The 20,133-nt window shown below is 56.4% G+C and carries 15 protein-coding genes; 6 read left to right on the forward strand and 9 right to left on the reverse strand.

All coding sequences use genetic code 11. From position 1 onward, the window contains the following. From Mal65_RS22950 to Mal65_RS22970, 4 genes are all read right to left on the reverse strand, one after another. Nucleotides 1-759 (reverse strand): polysaccharide deacetylase family protein, encoded by a 759-nt coding sequence (locus tag Mal65_RS22950; RefSeq protein WP_145303144.1) that lies wholly within the window; start codon nt 757-759, stop codon nt 1-3. Then, nucleotides 759-1,994 (reverse strand): glycosyltransferase, encoded by a 1,236-nt coding sequence (locus Mal65_RS22955; RefSeq protein ID WP_145303147.1) that lies wholly within the window; start codon nt 1,992-1,994, stop codon nt 759-761. The genes Mal65_RS22950 and Mal65_RS22955 overlap by 1 nt, the downstream gene beginning before the upstream one ends. Continuing rightward, nucleotides 1,991-3,160 (reverse strand): sulfotransferase family protein, encoded by a 1,170-nt coding sequence (locus Mal65_RS22960; RefSeq protein WP_165701478.1) that lies wholly within the window; start codon nt 3,158-3,160, stop codon nt 1,991-1,993. Before Mal65_RS22960 ends, Mal65_RS22955 begins: the two co-directional genes overlap by 4 nt. A gap of 463 nt (nt 3,161-3,623) precedes the next feature. After that, the gene (locus Mal65_RS22970) at nt 3,624-4,775 is read right to left on the reverse strand and encodes a TIGR03364 family FAD-dependent oxidoreductase (RefSeq protein WP_145303155.1); all 1,152 of its coding nucleotides are present in this window, start codon (nt 4,773-4,775) and stop codon (nt 3,624-3,626) included. A 343-nt stretch (nt 4,776-5,118) separates the two neighbouring features. Here Mal65_RS22970 and Mal65_RS22975 point away from each other — a divergent pair, with 343 nt between their 5' ends. Continuing rightward, entirely contained in the window at nt 5,119-6,459 is a 1,341-nt protein-coding gene (locus Mal65_RS22975) for a DUF5690 family protein (RefSeq protein ID WP_165701479.1), read from the forward strand. Here the strand turns inward: Mal65_RS22975 and Mal65_RS22980 are convergent. Next, entirely contained in the window at nt 6,456-7,691 is a 1,236-nt protein-coding gene (locus tag Mal65_RS22980) for a DUF819 family protein (protein WP_145303162.1), read from the reverse strand. The genes Mal65_RS22975 and Mal65_RS22980 overlap by 4 nt on opposite strands. A gap of 423 nt (nt 7,692-8,114) precedes the next feature. Between Mal65_RS22980 and Mal65_RS22985 the strand changes: the two genes are divergently transcribed. Genes Mal65_RS22985 through Mal65_RS23005 form a run of 5 tightly spaced genes read left to right on the forward strand, consistent with a single transcriptional unit; the run spans nt 8,115 to nt 16,088 of the window. Continuing rightward, nucleotides 8,115-12,002: a BamB-related PQQ repeat family beta-propellar protein gene (locus Mal65_RS22985; RefSeq protein WP_165701480.1), complete on the forward strand. Its 3,888-nt coding sequence runs from the start codon at nt 8,115-8,117 to the stop codon at nt 12,000-12,002. Nucleotides 12,003-12,016: 14 nt separating this feature from the next. Continuing rightward, nucleotides 12,017-13,009, forward strand: coding sequence for a hypothetical protein (locus Mal65_RS22990; RefSeq protein WP_145303168.1), 993 nt, complete (start codon nt 12,017-12,019; stop codon nt 13,007-13,009). A 50-nt stretch (nt 13,010-13,059) separates the two neighbouring features. Further along, on the forward strand, nt 13,060-14,568 hold the full coding sequence (modA, locus tag Mal65_RS22995; RefSeq protein ID WP_145303171.1) for a molybdate ABC transporter substrate-binding protein: 1,509 nt from the start codon (nt 13,060-13,062) through the stop codon (nt 14,566-14,568). After that, nucleotides 14,569-15,432, forward strand: coding sequence for an ABC transporter permease (locus Mal65_RS23000; protein WP_196784389.1), 864 nt, complete (start codon nt 14,569-14,571; stop codon nt 15,430-15,432). Next, entirely contained in the window at nt 15,429-16,088 is a 660-nt protein-coding gene (locus tag Mal65_RS23005; protein WP_145303174.1) for an ABC transporter ATP-binding protein, read from the forward strand. Before Mal65_RS23000 ends, Mal65_RS23005 begins: the two co-directional genes overlap by 4 nt. A gap of 13 nt (nt 16,089-16,101) precedes the next feature. Here the strand turns inward: Mal65_RS23005 and moeB are convergent, their stop codons facing one another. The 4 genes from moeB to pyk all read right to left on the reverse strand — a co-directional run bounded on the left by moeB (nt 16,102) and on the right by pyk (nt 19,942). Next, the gene (gene moeB, locus Mal65_RS23010; RefSeq protein WP_231131223.1) at nt 16,102-17,250 is read right to left on the reverse strand and encodes a molybdopterin-synthase adenylyltransferase MoeB; all 1,149 of its coding nucleotides are present in this window, start codon (nt 17,248-17,250) and stop codon (nt 16,102-16,104) included. Nucleotides 17,251-17,261: 11 nt separating this feature from the next. Further along, nucleotides 17,262-17,531, reverse strand: coding sequence for a MoaD/ThiS family protein (locus Mal65_RS23015; protein ID WP_145303180.1), 270 nt, complete (start codon nt 17,529-17,531; stop codon nt 17,262-17,264). After that, the gene (locus tag Mal65_RS23020) at nt 17,528-18,307 is read right to left on the reverse strand and encodes a HesA/MoeB/ThiF family protein (protein ID WP_231131224.1); all 780 of its coding nucleotides are present in this window, start codon (nt 18,305-18,307) and stop codon (nt 17,528-17,530) included. Before Mal65_RS23020 ends, Mal65_RS23015 begins: the two co-directional genes overlap by 4 nt. Before the next feature lie 189 nt (nt 18,308-18,496). Further along, complete coding sequence (gene pyk, locus Mal65_RS23025) at nt 18,497-19,942, reverse strand: pyruvate kinase (protein ID WP_145303186.1); 1,446 nt, start codon at nt 19,940-19,942, stop codon at nt 18,497-18,499. Nucleotides 19,943-20,133 lie beyond the last annotated feature (191 nt).

Genomic DNA, 20,133 nt, shown 5'->3' on the forward strand with positions numbered 1-20,133 from the left:
TCAAGTGGTCGCAAACACGTCTTCGGCGACCTGCGAATAGGACAAATCATTCCAACCCTTCGCCAGCACCGATTCCAAGTGATCAGCCAGCCTTAGCTGATGATCCTGTGGGTGGATGGAAATCCGCAGCGGACGGCATCCCCAACGTCGAACGGCCAATCCAAATGCGTTGAAGGCACGCACAGACCATTTCCGCAAAATCGTGTCGGCTTCGAAACCGACCAGCGGTAATTCAGCGACCCTGCGGTCTCGCATCGACGCCAAACCCGCCAAGGTTTCGATCCAGTCAAACGGGACTTCGCACCAACGGTCTTTCGGCAGATCGCCCAACGCCCAGGCCGGCGGAACGTACAAACGCGGATGTGGCAAGCTGACCTTGTCGAACCATTCGGCACAGCGACACATCGTGCCGACGATTTGATCAGTGGACCAGCAAAGATGTTCGGCCACTTGCCGCGAAATCAACATCGAATGAAGTCGATGCTTCCATCCGGCGATCCGTTCGCATCGATGAACCCACCCGTGTCCACATAGCGTCAGCGATTCATCCGACCAACGACGCAACTGGTCCACATCGCGGTCGGACCAATCCAGCCCGGGGACAACCAGCAACGCGATTTGCCTAATCTGATGGCGACGACACAAGTCGATCAGTTGCTGCGTTTGTGCCATCGTCGATGGCATCACATCATGGATCGAAACGACCGCCTCGGGTTGCTTCGCTTGCGAAGGTTTGGAAACCGCCAACATCGAAAGCATCAAACGCTTTGATCCACGGGAACACGGCGTTGACCAACCACACGGTGTTCATCCAATCGTGCCGCATCGATCAAAAACTGCAACCAAACACGAACGGTGTGTTGATTGAAATCGGTCACCGCGTTCCAGCTTTTCCCCGCAACTTGGTTCAAAGATTCATCGTCCATCATTCGCAGTGATTCGAAACGATCGGCAAAGGACTGATCATCTTCGATGTAGAACAATCCGGCGGAAATTGACGGCCATTTTGCGATCCCACAATCGCGCCGGACGATGACATAACGGCGACGCGCCATGGCTTCCAATGCCACGGTACCAAACGACTCGATCATCGATGGCAACACCAGGGCATCCGCTTCATCGAGTGCTCCTAGCACCTGATCGCGTGACAGCCAACCAAGGTACTGCAGATTGGGCAATCGCTGGGCCGCCGATTCGACTTGATCGCGCATCGGACCGTCACCCGCAATCGCAAACTGACAATCGGGAAACCTCTCGGCAGCCTCGATCAAATCGCCGACACGTTTTTCGGCCGCCAATCGCCCGACAAAAACCGTCCGCCGAATTCCCGTCGCCCCGTCGTTCTGTACCAAACCTGGTCGCCGAACCGACGGACGGCGCAAAAAATCAGCGGCGACCGGTGTGCCCATCACGCGGACCAGCTTGGCATCCCATTGACTGGCTTCCTGGTACGCCTCGGCGTTCAACGCAACCACGGCATCCGCCTGACGCATCAACCAACGATTCAGACGATTCAACGCCCAAGTCATCGGCCCGGCCACAAGCTTGGACCAATACAAACGAAACAGTTGCCCAAAACTGGTGTGATTGACGATCACCAGCGGAATTCCGTTTCGTTTCGCGTACCGCAACCCCAGATACGAGAACGCGCCCAACGTGGGCACGATGATTAGGTTCGGTGCCATTCGGTCCAAACGTTCCGTCACATGACGCCCATGTGGCAACGCCAATCGCTGTGTTGAATCCCCCGGCATGGGAATTGAAAAACGCTCCATTTCGCGACAGCGTTCCTGCTGCGGTGCAATCAAGTCGATTGAGTCGACAAACGGCGTGAGGTGTTCGATCAGGTCCAGATAAAAAGTCCCCACACCGTTGCGACCAACGATTGCATCAGAGACGATTGCGATCCGCAGTCGACCGGCGGACGGCGGCACCATCGTACCGTCGTTCATTTGGCTCTGAACGACCCGGCCGCGGCTGGTTTTGGTGGTCATTTTTGATCTCCCGTCATCACAAAATCGGAAACAGGTCGCAGGTCATCACAATGAACCGACTTGGGATCCATCACCGAAGACTCATCAAATTGAAATCGCTGTGAAAGTTGTTTCGCATCCAGCCCGAATTGACCTAAGTCATAGTGATGCCGGCTTTGATAGCCCGCCGCGGCGTCAGCCTTCGTCCGCAATTCGGTCATCCCCGATTCGCTAATTCGAACAGACAGTATGTCCAAGGCTCCCGTGACGGATTTAAACGGCTGGGACGTCAATTCCGCATACTCGATCAACACAAATCGATTTTGTGGCATCGAATGATCAGCCCATCGCAGACGATCCCAATACGATGCCAACAAGTCGACAAACCGGTCAACGATTTCGGGTTCGCTGGCGCGATGTCCGAACACGCGAAGTCCGCCATCAATCGAACTCAGTTGGGACGGGACGGCCTGCTCGGGACATCGACGAAGTCCAATAAAGCTTGCATCCGGAAAGGCATCCGCTAGTTCAGGCAACCATGCCGTAAAGCACGGATTCTTGGATAGCAAACGCCGATTGCCGCCTCGATACTTCAAGTGGCGGATCACCAGCCGGCGATACGCATCGATCAATCGCTGCTTGCGCTGCGGGGACAAGCGGTCGCTGAAATGGCCCAGGTCCCAGACATGCTGACTGTGGGGTTGCAGTAGTACTCGCAGAAAACATCCGTCGAAAGCGATCAGCCCCAGATAGTCTTCCTCCGGATCTGTCAGACGCGTGGCATGAATCTCGTTCAGCGAACGAAAACAGCAGTCTTCAGCCCATCGCAGACAGCGGGCCAGCGGACCACCAAACCGTCGATCGATACGCATCAAGAATCCGATGCATCGTTTCTGGCACAACGCCGGTGCAAACAAAACTTCCCACAGTGGCATCGTCGTGAACGTCTGACGATCGGATGCCAACAAACGGTGAGCGAAGGTTGTTCCGCTGCGTGGAAGACCGACGACGAACAAGGGACGCTGGACCGCAACTTGATCCAACGACGGGTCCATCCAATCGTCCAACTTCATTGCCACACGATGAACGAGTCCCAAAGGAATCACGGTCGCCCAGACGACACCGCGCATGACCGCCCCAAAGACATTACGTGTGATGACCGACAGGCGCTGGTTCGACGGTGACATTGAAGAACGCGACCGATCAAAACGGAACGTATGTGTAGAACTGCGATGGACCTGCGGGCCGAGTATGGCGGACTGGGCGGGCGGGTATCTACCGTCATCGTTGATACGGGACTTCATTTCATCGTCTCTTCACCATAACCGCCACCAGAATCACAAACAAAGGCTTGCCGACAGGTGCATTGCACCTGATTCACGTTCAAACATTTCGCATGCTGAAAGTGGACAAGCACGACCGATTGGTTGACTTGCAAACCTTCACAGTAACCCTGGGGCCGAAGCGTGCGACCGGCGGTGAACATGCCGGCCTTCCCAACGCTAGAGCCTGCCCCGAAAGGAACGCTGCGCGTGGCGGGAAAGAATTTCGGATCGACCTCGGTGGATGGTGTGGACCGGTCCATGAAAAATGTCACGCCGATCGGTCCGCATCGCCGCAAAGCGACGCCGAATCATGTGGTCTGACAGGTCACGAAGCCACTGAACAAAGCGGTCCGCCGGCGACAAAGGCGTCCGCCAGGCCGAATGCCAGCGTCATTCCGCCACCACCGGTTCCCGTCGCGACATGAACGCCCTGAATCGGCTCGGAACGGTAAATCACTTGCGTCGAATGCTTGGCATAGATTCCGCTCCATCGCCGTGAAACTTCCCAACTTGGCAGTTCGATGATCTTGTGTAGTTCACGCAGGATCAACGCATCGATCTCAGGACGATCAAACGGTCCGATATCGGCATCGTATTCGTGTGAATCGCCCAAGATGATTTCGCCCGCCGCGTTCTGTGAAGCCATGACGTGGATGCCATAGCGATCCAGTTCCGGTGTCTCTTCGGCAACACGATCGATCAGTCCGTCCAGGCTGGGACAAATACGAAAGCTGTTGTAATGACGCAGCGTCAAACCGCTGGCGATGTGGGTCCCCAAGTTCCAGTCGCTGGGCTGTGGAATGGTACGCATCATCTGAAGCTTGCAAGCCCGCAGACCGGAACGTTGAAAGACCGTGGGCAACAGCGAATGAAAATCCGCACCGCTGCAAACCATGATTTGGTCCAGCTTCCATTCGCGTCGGTCGGATGTGGTCAGACCACCGGATCGAACCGACACCACAGGGCATTCGAAATGGAATTGGACTCCGTAACGTGCGTTCAGAAAGCCGGGCAGCGCGGCGATTGCCTGGACCGGATCGACCGCCAACTCGGTTCGGCTAAACAGACCACCCAACAATCCGTTGGGATTGGCCGCGGGCGTTTTTCGACGAACTTGATCCGGCGAAAGAAGTTCGACTTGATACCCCAGGTCGACTGCCTGGTCAGCGAACTCGTTCAGGACTTGCCATTCGTCGTCCCGGTGGGCCAAGTAGATCGCTCCGGTGGGACGGCAAAAGAAGTTGGCTTGTCCTGCCAAGTCCAACCAAATCTCTCGACTTCGCAGCGCCGCATCCAATGCCGGCCCCGCTTCCTGGCCGACCGGCCACACCATCCCGAAGTTACGAATCGATGCGCCCTGGCATGCCGCATTTCTTTCAAAAACGGTAACGCTGTGCCCCTGTTTGGCGGCCGCCAATGCGTGAGCGAGCCCGACGATTCCGGCACCAACGATTCCGACATGTTGACGATCTTCCATCCACTCATTCCTTGTGGTTGATGGGGCCATGAATTTTCAAGAACGGATCAAAAAATCTGCGACGGTCTAAAAAGCAACGTCGGTCATGTTTCGAACACAACGCCCGGACAAGCCGACGAGAAACGCTTCCGCTTTTGGCCGGCCGAGCAATCTCTTGGAATCCTAGCCGTTCCTTCATCGAATTCGCATCCAGTTTCCAGCGTGTTTTGTTACCACACCGCTGCCGAAAAGAACGCCACACGATTCACCGATATCGCGTTTGCATTCGGCCCTGCCCCGAATCTGCCGGCGTGAAGAGCGAATCGAAAAAAACACCAATCGCATCGTGCCCAGGAGGCATGCATTGATCAAGCCGTCCACATCAAAACTTCGCAGCCAAGACCTTGCTTGGGGGATCATCGCGGTCGTTGCAGCATTCGGCACCTATTTTTGCACTTACGGGCTTCGCAAACCCTTCACAGTGGCTGCCTACGAGAACCAATTCCTGGGTCCCTGGGCTTTGAAGTCTGTTTTGGTGTTAACGCAGGTCGCCGGATACACGCTGTCGAAAATCATCGGCATCAAAGTGATTGCTGAAATGCGCCGCGGTCGGCGTGCGTTGGTTTTGTGCGGGATGATCGCAGCGGCCGAAGCGGCGTTGATTTTGTTTGCCGTCACCCCCACCACTTGGTCGTTTGTGTTTCTGTTCGTCAACGGCCTGATGCTGGGAATGGTTTTCGGCCTGGTGCTGGGATTCCTGGAAGGTCGGCGCTTGACCGAAGCATTGGTCGCCGGTCTGTGCGCAAGCTTTATCCTGGCCGACGGTGTGACCAAGTCCGTCGGGGCGTGGGTGCTACAAGCGGGTGTCGCCGAAGCTTGGATGCCCGCAGTTGCCGGCGGCCTGTTTTTGCCACCGTTGTTGGTTTGCGTCGGGGTTCTGTCACGAGTCCCACCGCCATCGCTGGACGATCAGAAGGCGCGACATGAGCGCACCCCCATGAATTCACGCCAGCGGCGCAGCGTTCTACGACGATACTGGGTCACCTTGGGGTCGGTGACCACGATCTACTTGATGGTCACCATCCTGCGAAGTTTTCGCGCGGACTTTGCCCCGGAACTATGGCAGGCGTTGGGGGCCGACGTGGTCCCGTCCACGTTCAGTCGTTCGGAAATGTGGGTTGCCTTCGGCGTGCTGGTCATCAACGGCGCCGCTGTCTTGGTTTCCAACAACGTCCGAGCGTTTTTGACATCGCTGGTCACTTGCGGGTTGGGCTTGGCATTGATTGCCGCCGTGCTGGTGGATCAAGCGTCGGGCAAAATGTTACCCGCTTTTCCATTCATGGTGCTGATGGGGTTGGGACTGTACCTGCCGTATGTCGCCATCCACACCACCGTGTTCGAACGATTCTTGGCGATGACACGGGCTCAGGGAAATATTGGCTACTTGATGTACGTGGTCGATGCGGCGGGATACCTGGGTTACGTGGTGACACTCGCGGTAAAGGATCAGATTCTGGCGAGTGGTGATGCCGTCGTGTTCTTCAACCGATTCGGTCTAGCCACCGTCTGCGTTTCCGCCGTGTGCTTGTTGATCATCGCAATCCGCTACCGGTTCGATTTGGCCGGCGATGTCGCCGATACCGCCGTGGATTCCGACTTGCGTATGTCGCATTCCGGCAATCCCGCCGCGGCAACGACCTCCTAGGCGGCGGAAATCGCTTCCATCATCAACGCACACAAGTACGCTGCGTACGTCCCCAGCGCATAACCGACGACCGCCAACAACACGCCGACCGGTGCCAATGCGGGATGAAATGCCGCGGCGACGACGGGAGCACTAGCGGCTCCACCGATGTTCGCTTTGCTGCCGACCGCCAGAAAGAAATACGGCGCACGAATCAGCACGGCAACCACCAGCAACAATCCGACATGGATCATCATCCACAGGCCTCCGATCACAAACGCCATCGGACGTTCCGCCACCGCGGTCACATCCATTCGCAGCCCGATCGTTGCGACCAGCATGAAGATAAACACCGTCCCCAATTGCGACGCGCCCGCACCATGCAGGCCGCGTGCCGAAGTGAACGACAACAGCACACCGCCAGTCGTCGCCAAGACGATAAGCCAAAAGAACGCAGAATTTAGACTGAAGCGATTCAGTGTTGGATAGTTCTGTTCGATCCAGGGGGCGATCGCGTCGGCGGCCAAATGACAAAGCGCGGTCACACCAAACGCTACGCCCAACACCATGAACAAGTCGGTGGAACTGGGAATCCGACGACTTTGTTTGGAAAACAACTCCATCTTTTCGGTCAACTGATCAACGCTGGAAGAATCTGCCTTCAACCGCGCGTCGATCCAGCGGTGCTTACCGACGCCCAACAACAAGATTGCCATCCAAACTTCGGCCACCACGACGTCGACCGCCACCATCAGGCTGTAAAGTCGTTCGGACGGTTCAAAGATCTCTTTCATCGCCGCTTGGTTGGCACCACCGCCGATCCAGCTGCCCGCCACGGTCGCCAAACCTCGCCAAATTGCTTCGCCGTCTTGTCCCCCCACCGATTCGGGCGATACCAAGCCGACGATCAACAATGCCAAGGGGCCGCCAATGACGACACCCACCGTGCCGGTCAAGAACATGATGATGGCTTTGGGGCCCAGTTTGACGATCTCGCTGAGGTCAATGCTAAGCGTTAACAACACCAAACTGGCGGGCAACAAATATCGAGTCGCGACGAAATACAACATCGAGTTTTCGATGTCGACCAACCCGCTGAGCGTCAACAACGAAGGCAGAAAATAGCAAAGCAACAGCATCGGAACGAACCGATAGAACCGTCGAAAAAATGGATGCGGGCTGTCGTTGGTCCGGAAGATCACCGCCAAGATGACCAGTAGAAGGCCCAAGATCACGGCGTCATTGTCTATCACGAAAATATCTTCTTGGGGTCAGAATTCGGATACGGAGGACATCGTCGGGCAAGCCAGCAGTCACCCAAGCGAGCTCAAACGTCACGCCGGGATCGGCGACGCGGGGTCCCGTCATCTCGCTCGGGTCTTGCTCGAGAGATCGGACCGAAACCCGTCAATCGAGACCAGCGGCGAACGGTGCGTATTGTAGATGTATCCGCCACCGATGGCTTCCGCACCTTCGTGTCCGTATCCACCGGCGGACTGCCGCCGTACCGAATCGGCACGACGCCGTCCTGGAAAAAAAGAATCCACATCGGCTGTGAAGCCATCGGTACAATCGACTCGCCAGCCCAGACCGGACAACGACGTTGTGATCGTGAAACGGCGTGAACGTCCGCTGTGTCGCTGCTCTTGTTTCTGACCGTGTCGGAGATCGCGTCGATGAATTTGGCCCGACTGGCCCTCCAGGCCTTTGTTGGTATTTGTGTCCTGGCCGCTGGAAACCTCGGCGTCGCATCCGCGGATGCCGTTTCCGAGGCGACAGGCTTGTTGGAACGCGGCCAGTTCAGTGGCGGCTTCATCGTCCACGTCGGTGCGACCGATGGCGAACTGACAACGGCTCTTCAACAGACCGATGCGACACAAGTCCAAGGCTTGGTGCAAACAGCCCGGCAATTGAAACAAGCTCGAGACCATGCGACCGAAGCGGAACGCTATGGCAACGTTTCCTTCGATCAACTTCGCGATCGCCATCTGCCCTACGTCGACAACTTGGTCAACTTGTTGATCATCGAAGACGATATCGACATTGATGCATCTGAAATCGATCGCGTCTTGGTGCCCGGCGGTGTCGCCTTGATCCGTGACGACAACGGGTGGACCAAAAACGTCAAGGCTTGGCCGGACAACATCGACCAGTGGTCACACTATCTGCATGACCCATCGGGCAACTCCGTCGCTCACGACGACGTCGTGGGACCGCCCCGCCACCTGCAATGGGTGGGCAGCCCGCGGTGGTCGCGCCACCACGATCGAATGGCCAGCATGAGCGCTTTGGTTTCCACCGGTGGCCGCATGTTTTACATCATGGACGAAGGCAGCCGGATCTCCATTCAAATGCCTCCGAAATGGAAACTGATTGCCCGCGATGCGTTCAACGGCACGGTGCTTTGGAAACGAGACATTGACGAATGGCAATCGCACCTTTGGCCTCTGAAAAGTGGGCCCAGTCAACTTTCCCGCAGGCTCGTTTCAACCGAAGACGTCGTTTATGCCCCGTTGGGCTTCAACGAACCTCTTTCGGCGTTGGATGCCAAGACGGGAAAAACCTTGCGGGTCTATGAAGGAACCGATGCCACCGAAGAGATCATTTGCACCGGAGACACGCTGTATTTGGTTGTCCGCAAGGGGAAAGCGGAGCTCCAAAATTACACACCGCTGTTTGGAACCGTGGGTGACCAAGCACGATCACGGGAAGAATTCTTCTGGGACGAACAACCCCGCGTCTTGATGGCCTTTGATGCCGACAGCGGGAAACAGTTGTGGGCCAAACAAACGGTGATTTCACCACTCAGTTTGGCCGCGCAAGATTCGCAGATCTATTTCCATGACGGACAACGCGTGGTCAGCTTGGACGGGCGATCCGGTGATACGGTTTGGGCCAGCACTCCGGTAACGCGTCGCCAGTCGTTCACGTTCAATTTCGGACCGCGACTGGTCGTTTATCAAGACGTGGTGCTGTATGCCGGCGGCGACGGAAAACTGGTCAGCATGGACGCCAAAAGTGGCGAAGCGTTGTGGGATTCCCAGTTCCCCAACAGCGGCTATCAATCACCCCAAGACTTGATGGTGGTCGACGGCCTGGTCTGGTTAGCTCCCCTAACGTCCGGCAAGGACAGCGGGGTTTATACCGGCCGCGATCCGCGAACGGGCGAAGTGAAAAAGGAATTCGCCCCGGACGTCGATACCTATTGGTTCCATCACCGCTGCTACATCGCCAAAGCGACCGACAATTTCCTGATGCCATCGCGCACCGGCATTGAATTTGTCGACCCGGACCAAGAGCATTGGGACATTCACCACTGGGTTCGTGGCGGCTGTCTTTACGGCGTCATGCCGTGCAACGGATTGACTTACGCACCGCCGCACAACTGTGCCTGTTATCCGGAAGCCAAATTGTTCGGCTTCAACGCGTTGTCGGCTGCATCACCCACGCGACCGACACCGGGTGAAGTTTCCGATGAAGGCCGACTGGAACAGGGGCCTGCCTTTGGGACTGCTTTGACAAGCGCCGACAACACCCAACGTGATGATTGGCCGACCTATCGCCACGACGCCCGTCGCAGCGGCACCACCGATTTGCCCATCGATGACGATGTTCAAACGAGTTGGTCGGTGGATCTGGGTGGCCGTTTGACGTCACCGGTGATCGCAGACGAAACGGTGTACGTGGCACAAGTCGATACGCACACGTTGTTCGCCATGGACGAAACGACCGGTGATACCCGTTGGACGTTCAAGGCGGGCGGACGAATCGATTCGCCACCCACGGTGCATCGCGGCCGCGTTGTCTTCGGCAGCACCGACGGCTGGGTCTATTGCCTAACGACCAACGGCGAACTGGTCTGGCGGTTCCGCGCCGCCCCGATCGATCGTCGCACGATGGCGTTCGAGCAACTGGAATCCCTGTGGCCGGTTCACGGCAGTGTGCTCGTCCACAATGACCAACTGTATTGCGTCGCCGGTCGTTCGATCTTCCTGGACGGCGGCCTACGTCTATTAAAACTGGACTTGGCCACGGGGCAAAAACTGGCCGAAAAGATCATGGATGAAAAGAATCCCGACACGGGAAACAACATCCAAGAAAAACTGCAAATCCTTCAAATGCCCGTGGGTCTGCCCGACATCCTGTCCTGTGACGGTGATCATATCTTCATGAAGTCACAAAAGTTTGACTTGGACGGCAATCGTTTGGAAATCGGACCCAACAGTGGTGACTTTGTGGGGCAAGTTAGCAAGCAACGTGGCCCCGATGCACACATCTTTGCCCCCATGGGCTTCTTGGATGACACCTGGTTCCACCGATCGTACTGGGTGCACGGACAAAGCTTCGCCGGCGGCCACGGTGGCTATTACCAAGCAGGACGTTTCGCACCATCGGGACGCATCATGGTCAACGGCAACGGGTACGTTTATGGCTATGGCCGAAAACCGGAATACCTTCGTTGGACCACGGTTCTGGAACACCAATTGTTCGCTGCCGAGCCGAACCCACCCAAGATCCCGGAAAACTTAGGAAAGCCATCAGGGCCCAATGGCCCGACCGTGTCAGTTCCGATGTCGCCCAGCATCCAGCCGCAGCAAAAACCGATCACGGTCGAAGCTTGGTTCACGACGACCAAGCCCAATGGTGTCATCGTCGCGCATGGTGGCCCGAGCGAAGGTTACGCATTGACGGTCCGCAATGGTCGCCCTGAGTTCTTGATTCGAAGCAACAACAAACTGAACCAAGTTTCCGCGGACAAACGTGCCGTCGGTGGCTGGCACCACGTGGTGGGCGTTTTGGATACCGATCTCTCGATGCGAATCTATCTGGACGGCCGACTCGCGGGCGAAGGGGTCGCCAATGGATTGATCAGCAAAAAACCCGCGCAAGGATTGGACATCGGATCGGACCAACAAACCGCGGTCGGCGAGTACACATCGCCCGGAACATTCACCGGCATCATCGACGAAGTTCGCATCTATTTTGCCGCGGCAACATCGCAGCAAATCGCGGAGCGTTTTTCAAGCGGATCCGAAATCTCCGGCGATGCCGTACTGGCCTACAGCTTTGACGATGGATCCGCGCGTGATCACTCGCTGCACCGTAATTCAGGTACGGTCATGGGTGCCAAGTCGGTCGACGGCCAATTCGGACGCGCCGTCCAGTTCACCCCCAGTCGCAAGAAGAACAATAACGCATCACGTCAAGGCAATAGCTTGGTGGAACCCAAGTGGACCCAAGATGTACCGGTGTACGTTCGTGGCATGGTGTTGGCTGGCGAAAACCTCTTTATCATCGGCCCGCCGGACATCATTGACGAACAAAAAACGTTCGAAGGATTGTCCAACGACAACCCCGAAACACACGCTTTACTGAATCGTCAAGACAAAGCATTATTGGGTGCAGAAGGCGCCGCGTTGTTGGCAATCAATATCGATACCGGTGAAGTTAAACGAGAAATCCAATTGGATTCACTGCCGACTTGGGACGGAATGGCGGGTGCCAACGGAAGTCTGTTTCTTACCACCCTGAACGGCGAAGTCATTTGTTTCTCCAAACCTTAACGCGATCAAAACGCATGGTTCAAACAACGGGCCTGCGATGCCTCGGGATGGCTGTCGGGCTGATCGCCATGTCGATCACGGCATCGGCCTGCAACATCCCAGTGTTTCGCTACGCACTGGAACGTTGGGCCCCCGATGATTGCCAGGTCTTGGTCATTCACGATTCCCCCATCAGTGAAGATCAACGTCAATGGATTGATCGTTTGACCGGACCGATCGGCGATGATCAATCAAAGTGCAACGTGGATGTTCAAACGGTGGACATCACACAATCACAGCCCGCCGAATTGGTCGCAATCGGACGCAAGGCGGCGACCGGCGATGCCGCATTGCCGTTGGTCGTCGTCCGAACCAAGCTCAGCCGAGGTCGTTGGACACAACAGATCGCTGGCAGCTTGAATGAACAGCTTTGCGAACAGCTGGTCGCTTCGCCAATCCGCACGGAACTGCGACGTCGGCTGATGGCGGGCGACTCGGTGGTATGGCTGATGATTCCCGGCACCAATGAAACGTTGAACCGCGAATCTCGCGAGCGTCTCGAACGATCGCTCGAAAGCTTGCCCGAACAACTGGAACTTCCCGACGGCGTCGGGCTTCCCGGATCGGAACTATACTCGGACCTTCCGCTGCTGCTGCGATTCAGTGTGCTGGAAATGGGCGACGACGGTGTTGCGGACCCGTACTTGGAAAAGCTGCTGATCGGATTTCAGCAAGAGGCGTTTGATGAAGGGCAACCGCTTTTCATTCCGGTGTTTGGCCGTGGGCGAGCCTTGGAGGTACTTCCAGGCGAAATGGTGCAGGAACATTTGATTGAAAACATCAGCCGTTTCCTGTGCTCGGCCTGCTCATGCTTGGTCAAAGAACGCAATCCGGGATTCGATTTGATGATCGCGGCGCAATGGGAAAACGACCTGTTCGGTGGCATCGAAAACAGCCCGCCGGATCGCAGCCGAGAAGAAGGCAAAAATCGCCCGCCCGTCCTGCTTGAAATTCCGTCCGGGCGATAAACGTCTATCGCCACCCGCAATTTTCTTTCCTTCGATCATGGGTCCGTTCGATGAACCGCCCTTTGCTATGGATGTTGGGTTCGATCGTCGTGCTCGGTTTGCTGATCACGACGATGGCAGGTGTCAATTTTTCGTCCCAAACGACTTCCACCGACGGCCAACCGCCGATCGTTTTGTACTGCGCCGCCAGCAATCGAGCCGTCATGGAAGCGATACGGGAACGCTACGAAGACGAATACGCCCGCGAAATTCAAATTCAGTACGGCCCCAGCCAGACACTATTGTCATCCGTTGATGTCAGTGGTGCCGGCGATCTTTTTCTGCCCGCCGATGATAGTTATTTGAAGCTGGCGCAACAAAAAGGTTTGATCCGAGAAATCTTGCCCATCGCCGACATGCAGGTGGTGGTCGCTGTACGTCGCCAGGACGCCGAAAACATTCAATCCTTAGACGACATACTTTCCGATTCGGTAAAATTGGTCCAGGCTAGCCCAGAAACCGCCGCGGTCGGGAAACTGGTTCAACAAACGCTGCAACAGTCCGGCCAGTGGGACGATGTGTCCGCCGCCACGGTCGCCTACCGTGCGACGGTGACCGAAGTGGCAAGCGACATTGTCGTGGGCGCCGCCGACGTCGGTTTTGTTTATGACGCCGTCTTGCACACCTATCCCGATTTGGTTGCCGTCGAATTACCCGAATTGAAACCGGCTGTCAGCCGCGTAGCCGTGGGGGTGATCGACCAAAGCAAACAACCCACCGCCGCGTTGCACTTCGCCCGGTACGTGTCAGCGAAAGATCGTGGGCTGATCCAGTACGATCAACAGGGTTTTCAAACCGCCGGACATGATGTCTGGGCGGACGTCCCCGAATTGTCCGTCTTTGCCGGTTCGATGTTGCGTCCCGCCATCGAAGACACGATTGCCGCATTTGAAGAACGCGAAGGCGTCACCGTGAATCGCGTTTATAACGGGTGCGGCATTTTGGTCGCCCAGATGCAAGCCGGCCAACATCCCGACGCCTACTTTGCGTGCGACCAGGAATTCATGAACCAAGTGCACGACCTTTTTCCACAGCCGGTCCAGGTCTCACAAAACGAACTGGTCATCCTGGTTCAGAAAGGCAACCCGCACAATATCGCATCACTGAAGAACCTGGCCCGCGAAGGCCTGCGAGTCGGCATCGGGCACGAGAAACAATGTGCCATGGGGTGGATTACGCAGAATACTTTCCGTGAAGGGGGCGTACAGGAAGAAATCATGCCCAACGTGACTGTCCAAACTCCAACCGGCGATATGCTGGTCAACCAATTGCAAACCGGATCCTTGGACGCAGCGGTGGCTTACTTGAGTAACGCAGCGGGGGCGGGTGAGTTTTTGGATGCCATTCAAATCACCGGAATCGAATGCAGCACAGCCGTCCAACCCTGGGCCGTCAACAAGGAATCTTCACATCCGGAAACCGCCTCGCGTTTGTTCCAAAAGATATGTTCGACAGAATCACAAGAAATCTTTGCAGCAGAAGGGTTCCGCTGGCGGTTGGAATCGGATGAAATTCGCTGAATGAACAGCGTTGCCGATCGACCGCCCCATCCGCCGACGTCCATCGCACCTCCGCTTCGCCGCAGGTCCGATGCGCCGTTCTTTCTGGTGATGGGTGGCATCTCATCCGGCTTCATTCTCCTGATCGTGCTGCTGTTGGCCGCCGACATCTTGTTTGTCAGTTTCGACGATTTTGTCGCGGCACTGAAGAAGCCGGAAATTCAATATGCTTTTCGCTTAACACTGCTTTCCTGCACGGCCGCCGCGCTATTGTCGGTGTGGGTCGCCACACCGCTGGGCTATCTGCTATCGCGATTCCAGTTTCCCGGCCGCATGGCAATCGACACGTTGGTCGACATCCCAATTGTGCTGCCGCCGTTGGTCCTTGGGCTTAGCCTGTTGATTTTGTTTCACTTGCCCGTCGGCGGCTGGGAACTGGAATCTTGGCTGCGTGATCGAGTTGGCTTTCCTGTGACTTATCAGTGGCCGGCAGTCGTCCTGGCCCAATTCACCGTTGCCTGTGCATTTTCAGTTCGGACGATGCGGGTCACCTTTGACCAGATCGACCCACGTCCCGAAAACGTCGCCCGCACACTTGGTTGCACCCGAGGACAGGCATTCCTGCAAATCGTCTTGCCGCAGGCTTGGCGTGGGATGATTGCGGCGACGACCATCGCATGGGCACGAGCGTTGGGCGAATTCGGACCGATTTTGGTTTTCGCTGGTGCGACACGGATGAGGACCGAGGTCCTGTCGACCACCGTTTTCTTGGAACTCAGTATCGGCCAACTGAACGCTGCAGTCGCGGTTTCGTTGCTGATGGTCCTGATGGCGATCGTCGTGCTGTTGATCCTAAGACTTTTGGGTACGGAATTGGGATCATGATTGCCCTGGATCGCGTCACTATCCGAGCCGGGACTTTTGAGTTGTCCGATGTATCGGCGACAATTCCCACGGGTACCTATGCGGCATTGATGGGACGAACAGGTCGAGGCAAAACGACCATTTTGGAAGCAATTTGCGGCCTTCGCGCGGTGACATCGGGGTCGATCACGATTGGTTCGACCGACGTCACCCATTGGCCACCGGGTGACCGTCAGGTCGGCTACGTTCCCCAAGACCTAGCCTTGTTTCCGACGCTGACGGTCCAAGAACACTTGGAATTCGCATTGCGTTTGCGACGCGTGGCCACCACCGACATCGCCAGCCGCACCAGTGACTTAGCCGGTCTGTTGGGAATCAGTCATTTGACGGAGCGTCGGATCCAGGGACTTAGCGGAGGCGAACGCCAACGTGTGGCACTGGGCCGCGCGCTCTCGTTTCAGCCGGCGGTGCTGTTGCTGGACGAACCCCTGAGTGCACTGGACGAAACAACGCGTGAAGAAATCCTGTCACTATTGCTGGAGATCAAACGTCAAACCGGTGTGACCACTTTGCACGTGACTCATAACCGAAGCGAAGCCGACACACTGGCCGACACCATCTTTCAACTGAATGATGGCAAGCTGACTGGGACCACTGACGTGGATTCCCGTCATTGATCCGCCAATGGCATCAATACTTTGGAACGGACGAATCGATTTCATCCGACCACGCGTGAATGCCGCCACGCATGTTGTGCACGTTTTCAAATCCCAATTGACGAAGCTGTTGGACCGCTTTGGCGCTGCGTCCGCCCATCTTGCAGTGGACAATGATTTCGCATGATGCATCCAGTTCGCCGGCGCGCTGGTGCAGTTCACCTAACGGAATCAGCGTCCCGCCCAGGTGACAGATCTCGTATTCGTGAGGTTCGCGAACATCCAGCAGAATGAAGTCCGCTCCCGACTGCAATCGTTTCTGAACATCGCTGGGCTGGACGTCCCATGGGCTTTGTTCGCTGGCGTCGGCTGAAGACATTTTTGGGGCTCCGCAAAATTCTTGGTAGTCGATGGGTCGGGTGATACTGGGACGATCGCCACAGACGGGACACTGGAGATCACGACGCACTTTCACTTCGCGAAACCGCATTTGCAAGGCGTCGTACAACACCAGTCGACCTGACAGCGATCTGCCCTCGCCCAAGATCAGCTTCACCGCCTCGGTCGCCTGAATCATTCCGATGATGCCGGGCAGCACGCCCAAGACGCCGCCTTCGGCACACGAGGGAACGGTTCCCGGCGCGGGTGGCTTGGGATAAAGACATCGATAACACGGACCATCCCCGAGGGCGAACACCGACGCTTGCCCTTCGAACTGAAAAATCGAACCATAGCAATTGGGTTTACCCGATAACACACAAACATCATTGACCAAATAGCGGGTCGCAAAGTTGTCGGTGCCGTCGATCACGATGTCATAGTCTGCCACCCGCTGCATTGCGTTTTCGGATGTCAGTGGTTCATCAAAAAGCTGCAACCTCACATGTGGGTTGATGTCCGCCAGGGCTTGTCCAGCCGACTCGACCTTTGGCTTCCCCACATCGTTGGTGCCATGAATGATTTGTCGTTGCAGGTTGGATTGGTCGACGCGATCGAAATCCACCAGCCCCAAACGGCCCACCCCGGCAGCCGCCAAGTACATGGCCACCGGCGCTCCCAAACCGCCCGCACCGATCAACAGCACGGACGCCCGTTTCAGTTTTACTTGGCCACCGACACCGACCTCGGGCAAGGTAAAGTGCCGAGAATATCGAACGCGCTCTTCCGCGGAAAACAAATCCACCGATTCCACATTCAGCCTCCGGCCAGTGCCGACACAATCAACAACTCATCGCGTTCACCAGCAACCGTTTGTAGCCCTGACAAATCACGAACGTTCTGATCATTGACGAACAGATTGATATGGGACGCGACATCACCGTCGGGCCCGATCAACGCTGCGTGCAGTTCCGGGTAATCTTTCGCGATGCCCTCCAGTGCATCGCCGACGGTGGACGCGGTCGATTCGATTTGCTTTCGTCCGTCGCAATGCTTGCGCAGTGCCGTGGGTATCACCAGATTCATTGGATGCTTTCGGTCACCGTTGGTTGGGAATCGGCCGTGAACAAGTGTCGGCAGGTCGAACACGACTGACGCCGGTCAATCTTTAACATTCGAAACGACATGTCTCGCAGATCCATCTGCAGCATTCGGTTGGCAAGTGGATCTCCGAGTCCAGAAACCAGCTTGATCGCTTCCATTGCTGCCATGCAGGCGACCGAACCGGAAACGGCGCCAAATACGGGAAACTGTCGTTTCCACGGCTGCGGCAATTCCGGATACAAACAACGCAAACACGGCGTTGCACCGGGAATGATCGTGGTCAAATGAGCTTCCATTTCATACATCGCACCTTCGACCAACGGTTTGCCCTGTTGGACAGCCTGCTGATTCATTGCAAACCGTTCTTCGAATAGCGGTGCACAGTCGACCACGACATCAGCTTGAGCGACCAAGTCCGCGGCGTTATCGGTATTGACGTTTTCCCCGACGGCGACGATTTCCAGCCGAGGATTCAATTCCAACAAACGTCGGCGAACCGATTCGATGCGTGGCTTTCCAATCCAATCGTGCGTCATCAGCAACTGGCGATTCAAATCGCTGGGCTTCACATTACCGGCGTGTGCCAGCACCAACTTGCCGACACCGGCGGCGGCAAGTTCATAGGCCACAACGCTGCCCACGCCGCCGACGCGTGACACCATCACACTGGCATCCTTCAGTTTTTGTTGGCCATGTTCACCAAAGTCCGGCACCCACATCTGCCACTCATAGGTGGCCATTTCTTCATCACTTAGCAACCGTCTGCGCTCCGGTCATTCGACACTCCCACGACTCGATCGGGTCGCATTCTAAGCGTTTTCAGTGTGGTCTTCAGCGGCGTGTACCGTTCAACGGAAAATGAATTCGGTGTGAATCCCCCCACCGCATCGACTGACCATCCGGCTTTGCCGGGCCACCACGATCGCGTCCGGTCACCGGTGTCGGAATCAGGTCCCGGAAGCTGGTGGCACCTGTCGCAACTGCAACGTATCGATGATCTTGCCTTCGGCCAGCGCGTTGGTGATCACGACCAACCACTGGTCGGGCACGCACCATTTATTTTTGCTGAGGATCTGTAGCGCATTTTGAATCGTCTTTTCTGGATCCTCGTCGAAATCAATCAAAAATGGCTCGACGCCCCAGGGCAGCAACAACTGGTGGAAGGTAATCGGCAGATCGGTGAATGCGTAGATCGGAACGTCACGGGCTTTCAACGCCCCCAACACGTAGGCCAGAAATCCGCTTCTGGTGAAGACCACGATTCCCGAATTGCCCAGTTCAGTGGCCAACGAAACCGATGCACGCAGCATTTTCGATTTCGGTTCGTGCAAGACGATCCGTTTATTGATCGGCGTCGAAATCGATGGTTCGATACTGCCGACAATGCTTTTCAGTGCTTCCACGGACTCCAGCGGATACGATCCCGTGGTCGTTTCGCCCGACAGCATGATTGCGTCGGCTTGTTCGCGAATCGCGTTGGACACATCGCTGATTTCGGCACGCGTGGGAATCGGCGCATGAATCATTGATTCCAACAAGTGGGTGGCAATGATGACCGGTTTACCTTCCATCTGGCAGGCACGAACCAGTTGCGTTTGCACCAGCGGCAACCGGTGGTATTCAATTTCAATGCCCAAGTCACCACGAGCCACCATCACGCCATCAGCGGCACAGATGATTTCGTGCATGTTACGCACGCCCGCCTGGTCTTCGATCTTGGCGACGATCCGGGCCTTGCTTCCCAGTTCGTCCAGATAGGTTTGCAGGGTTCGGATATCCTCGGCCTGTCGTACGAACGACAATGCCACGAAGTCAATTCCTGCTTCGACGCCGGCTTGCAAATCCCGTTTATCTTTTTCCGTCAAGGCGGGCAATTTGACTTGAATCCCCGGCAGATTGATGTGCCGTCGTGACCCCAGCGTTCCCGCGGTCAGCACCTCCATCACGACTTTGGTGTCATCGGTTTCCAAGACGCGAAACCGCAGCAAACCACTGTCGACCAAGACTGTCGCACCGACGGAAACATCGGCGGGCAAATCGCGATAGTTGACACTCACACGATGCACGCCGTCATCGCACGGTTGCGGCGGATCCACGTGCAACTCCAAACGGTCGCCGCATTTCAATTCAACGGGTTGTTCCACCGGGCCGGTACGAATCTCGGGGCCCTTCACATCCATCATCACGGCGACTTGGCGGTTCACAGCATCGGAAGCCTCACGAATCCTCGCGATGACTTCCCCAACCCACTCGACCGAACCGTGCGCCATGTTCAGCCGCACCAAATCGACGCCGGCACGAATCAATTCACGCAACATTTCGGGCGACTCGGTGGCGGGGCCAACGGTCGCAACGATCTTGGTATGCCGGTAGGGGCGATGGGCTGAATTCATGCGAATGAACAACGAATGGCGGATCAGGGCAAAAGAAGACCCACGCATTCTGGCGCGACATGCGACAGCGACAACGTCGCATGAATCCAGCGAACACCACCGTCGCCTAAACCCGCCTCCGATGCCGTCTTCGGGACCCTTACCGAGATTGGCCCCGGCAATCCGCTGCAAAAAGCAACGCAGCAGCTTTT

It is taken from the genome of Crateriforma conspicua (genome assembly GCF_007752935.1).
Classification (GTDB): domain Bacteria; phylum Planctomycetota; class Planctomycetia; order Pirellulales; family Pirellulaceae; genus Crateriforma; species Crateriforma conspicua.

Excerpts from the sequence above, each read along its gene's own strand:
- Mal65_RS22950 (WP_145303144.1), bottom strand. The coding sequence starts at position 759 with ATGCTTTCGATGTTGGCGGTTTCCAAACCTTCGCAAGCGAAGCAACCC.
- Mal65_RS22955 (WP_145303147.1), bottom strand. The coding sequence starts at position 1,994 with ATGACCACCAAAACCAGCCGCGGCCGGGTCGTTCAGAGCCAAATGAAC.
- Mal65_RS23005 (WP_145303174.1), top strand. The coding sequence starts at position 15,429 with ATGATTGCCCTGGATCGCGTCACTATCCGAGCCGGGACTTTTGAGTTG.
- pyk (WP_145303186.1), bottom strand. The coding sequence starts at position 19,942 with ATGAATTCAGCCCATCGCCCCTACCGGCATACCAAGATCGTTGCGACC.
- Mal65_RS23015 (WP_145303180.1), bottom strand. The coding sequence starts at position 17,531 with ATGAATCTGGTGATACCCACGGCACTGCGCAAGCATTGCGACGGACGA.
- Mal65_RS22985 (WP_165701480.1), top strand. The coding sequence starts at position 8,115 with ATGAATTTGGCCCGACTGGCCCTCCAGGCCTTTGTTGGTATTTGTGTC.
- Mal65_RS22990 (WP_145303168.1), top strand. The coding sequence starts at position 12,017 with ATGGTTCAAACAACGGGCCTGCGATGCCTCGGGATGGCTGTCGGGCTG.
- Mal65_RS22970 (WP_145303155.1), bottom strand. The coding sequence starts at position 4,775 with ATGGAAGATCGTCAACATGTCGGAATCGTTGGTGCCGGAATCGTCGGG.
- modA (WP_145303171.1), top strand. The coding sequence starts at position 13,060 with ATGAACCGCCCTTTGCTATGGATGTTGGGTTCGATCGTCGTGCTCGGT.
- Mal65_RS22960 (WP_165701478.1), bottom strand. The coding sequence starts at position 3,160 with ATGTCACCGTCGAACCAGCGCCTGTCGGTCATCACACGTAATGTCTTT.
- Mal65_RS23000 (WP_196784389.1), top strand. The coding sequence starts at position 14,569 with ATGAACAGCGTTGCCGATCGACCGCCCCATCCGCCGACGTCCATCGCA.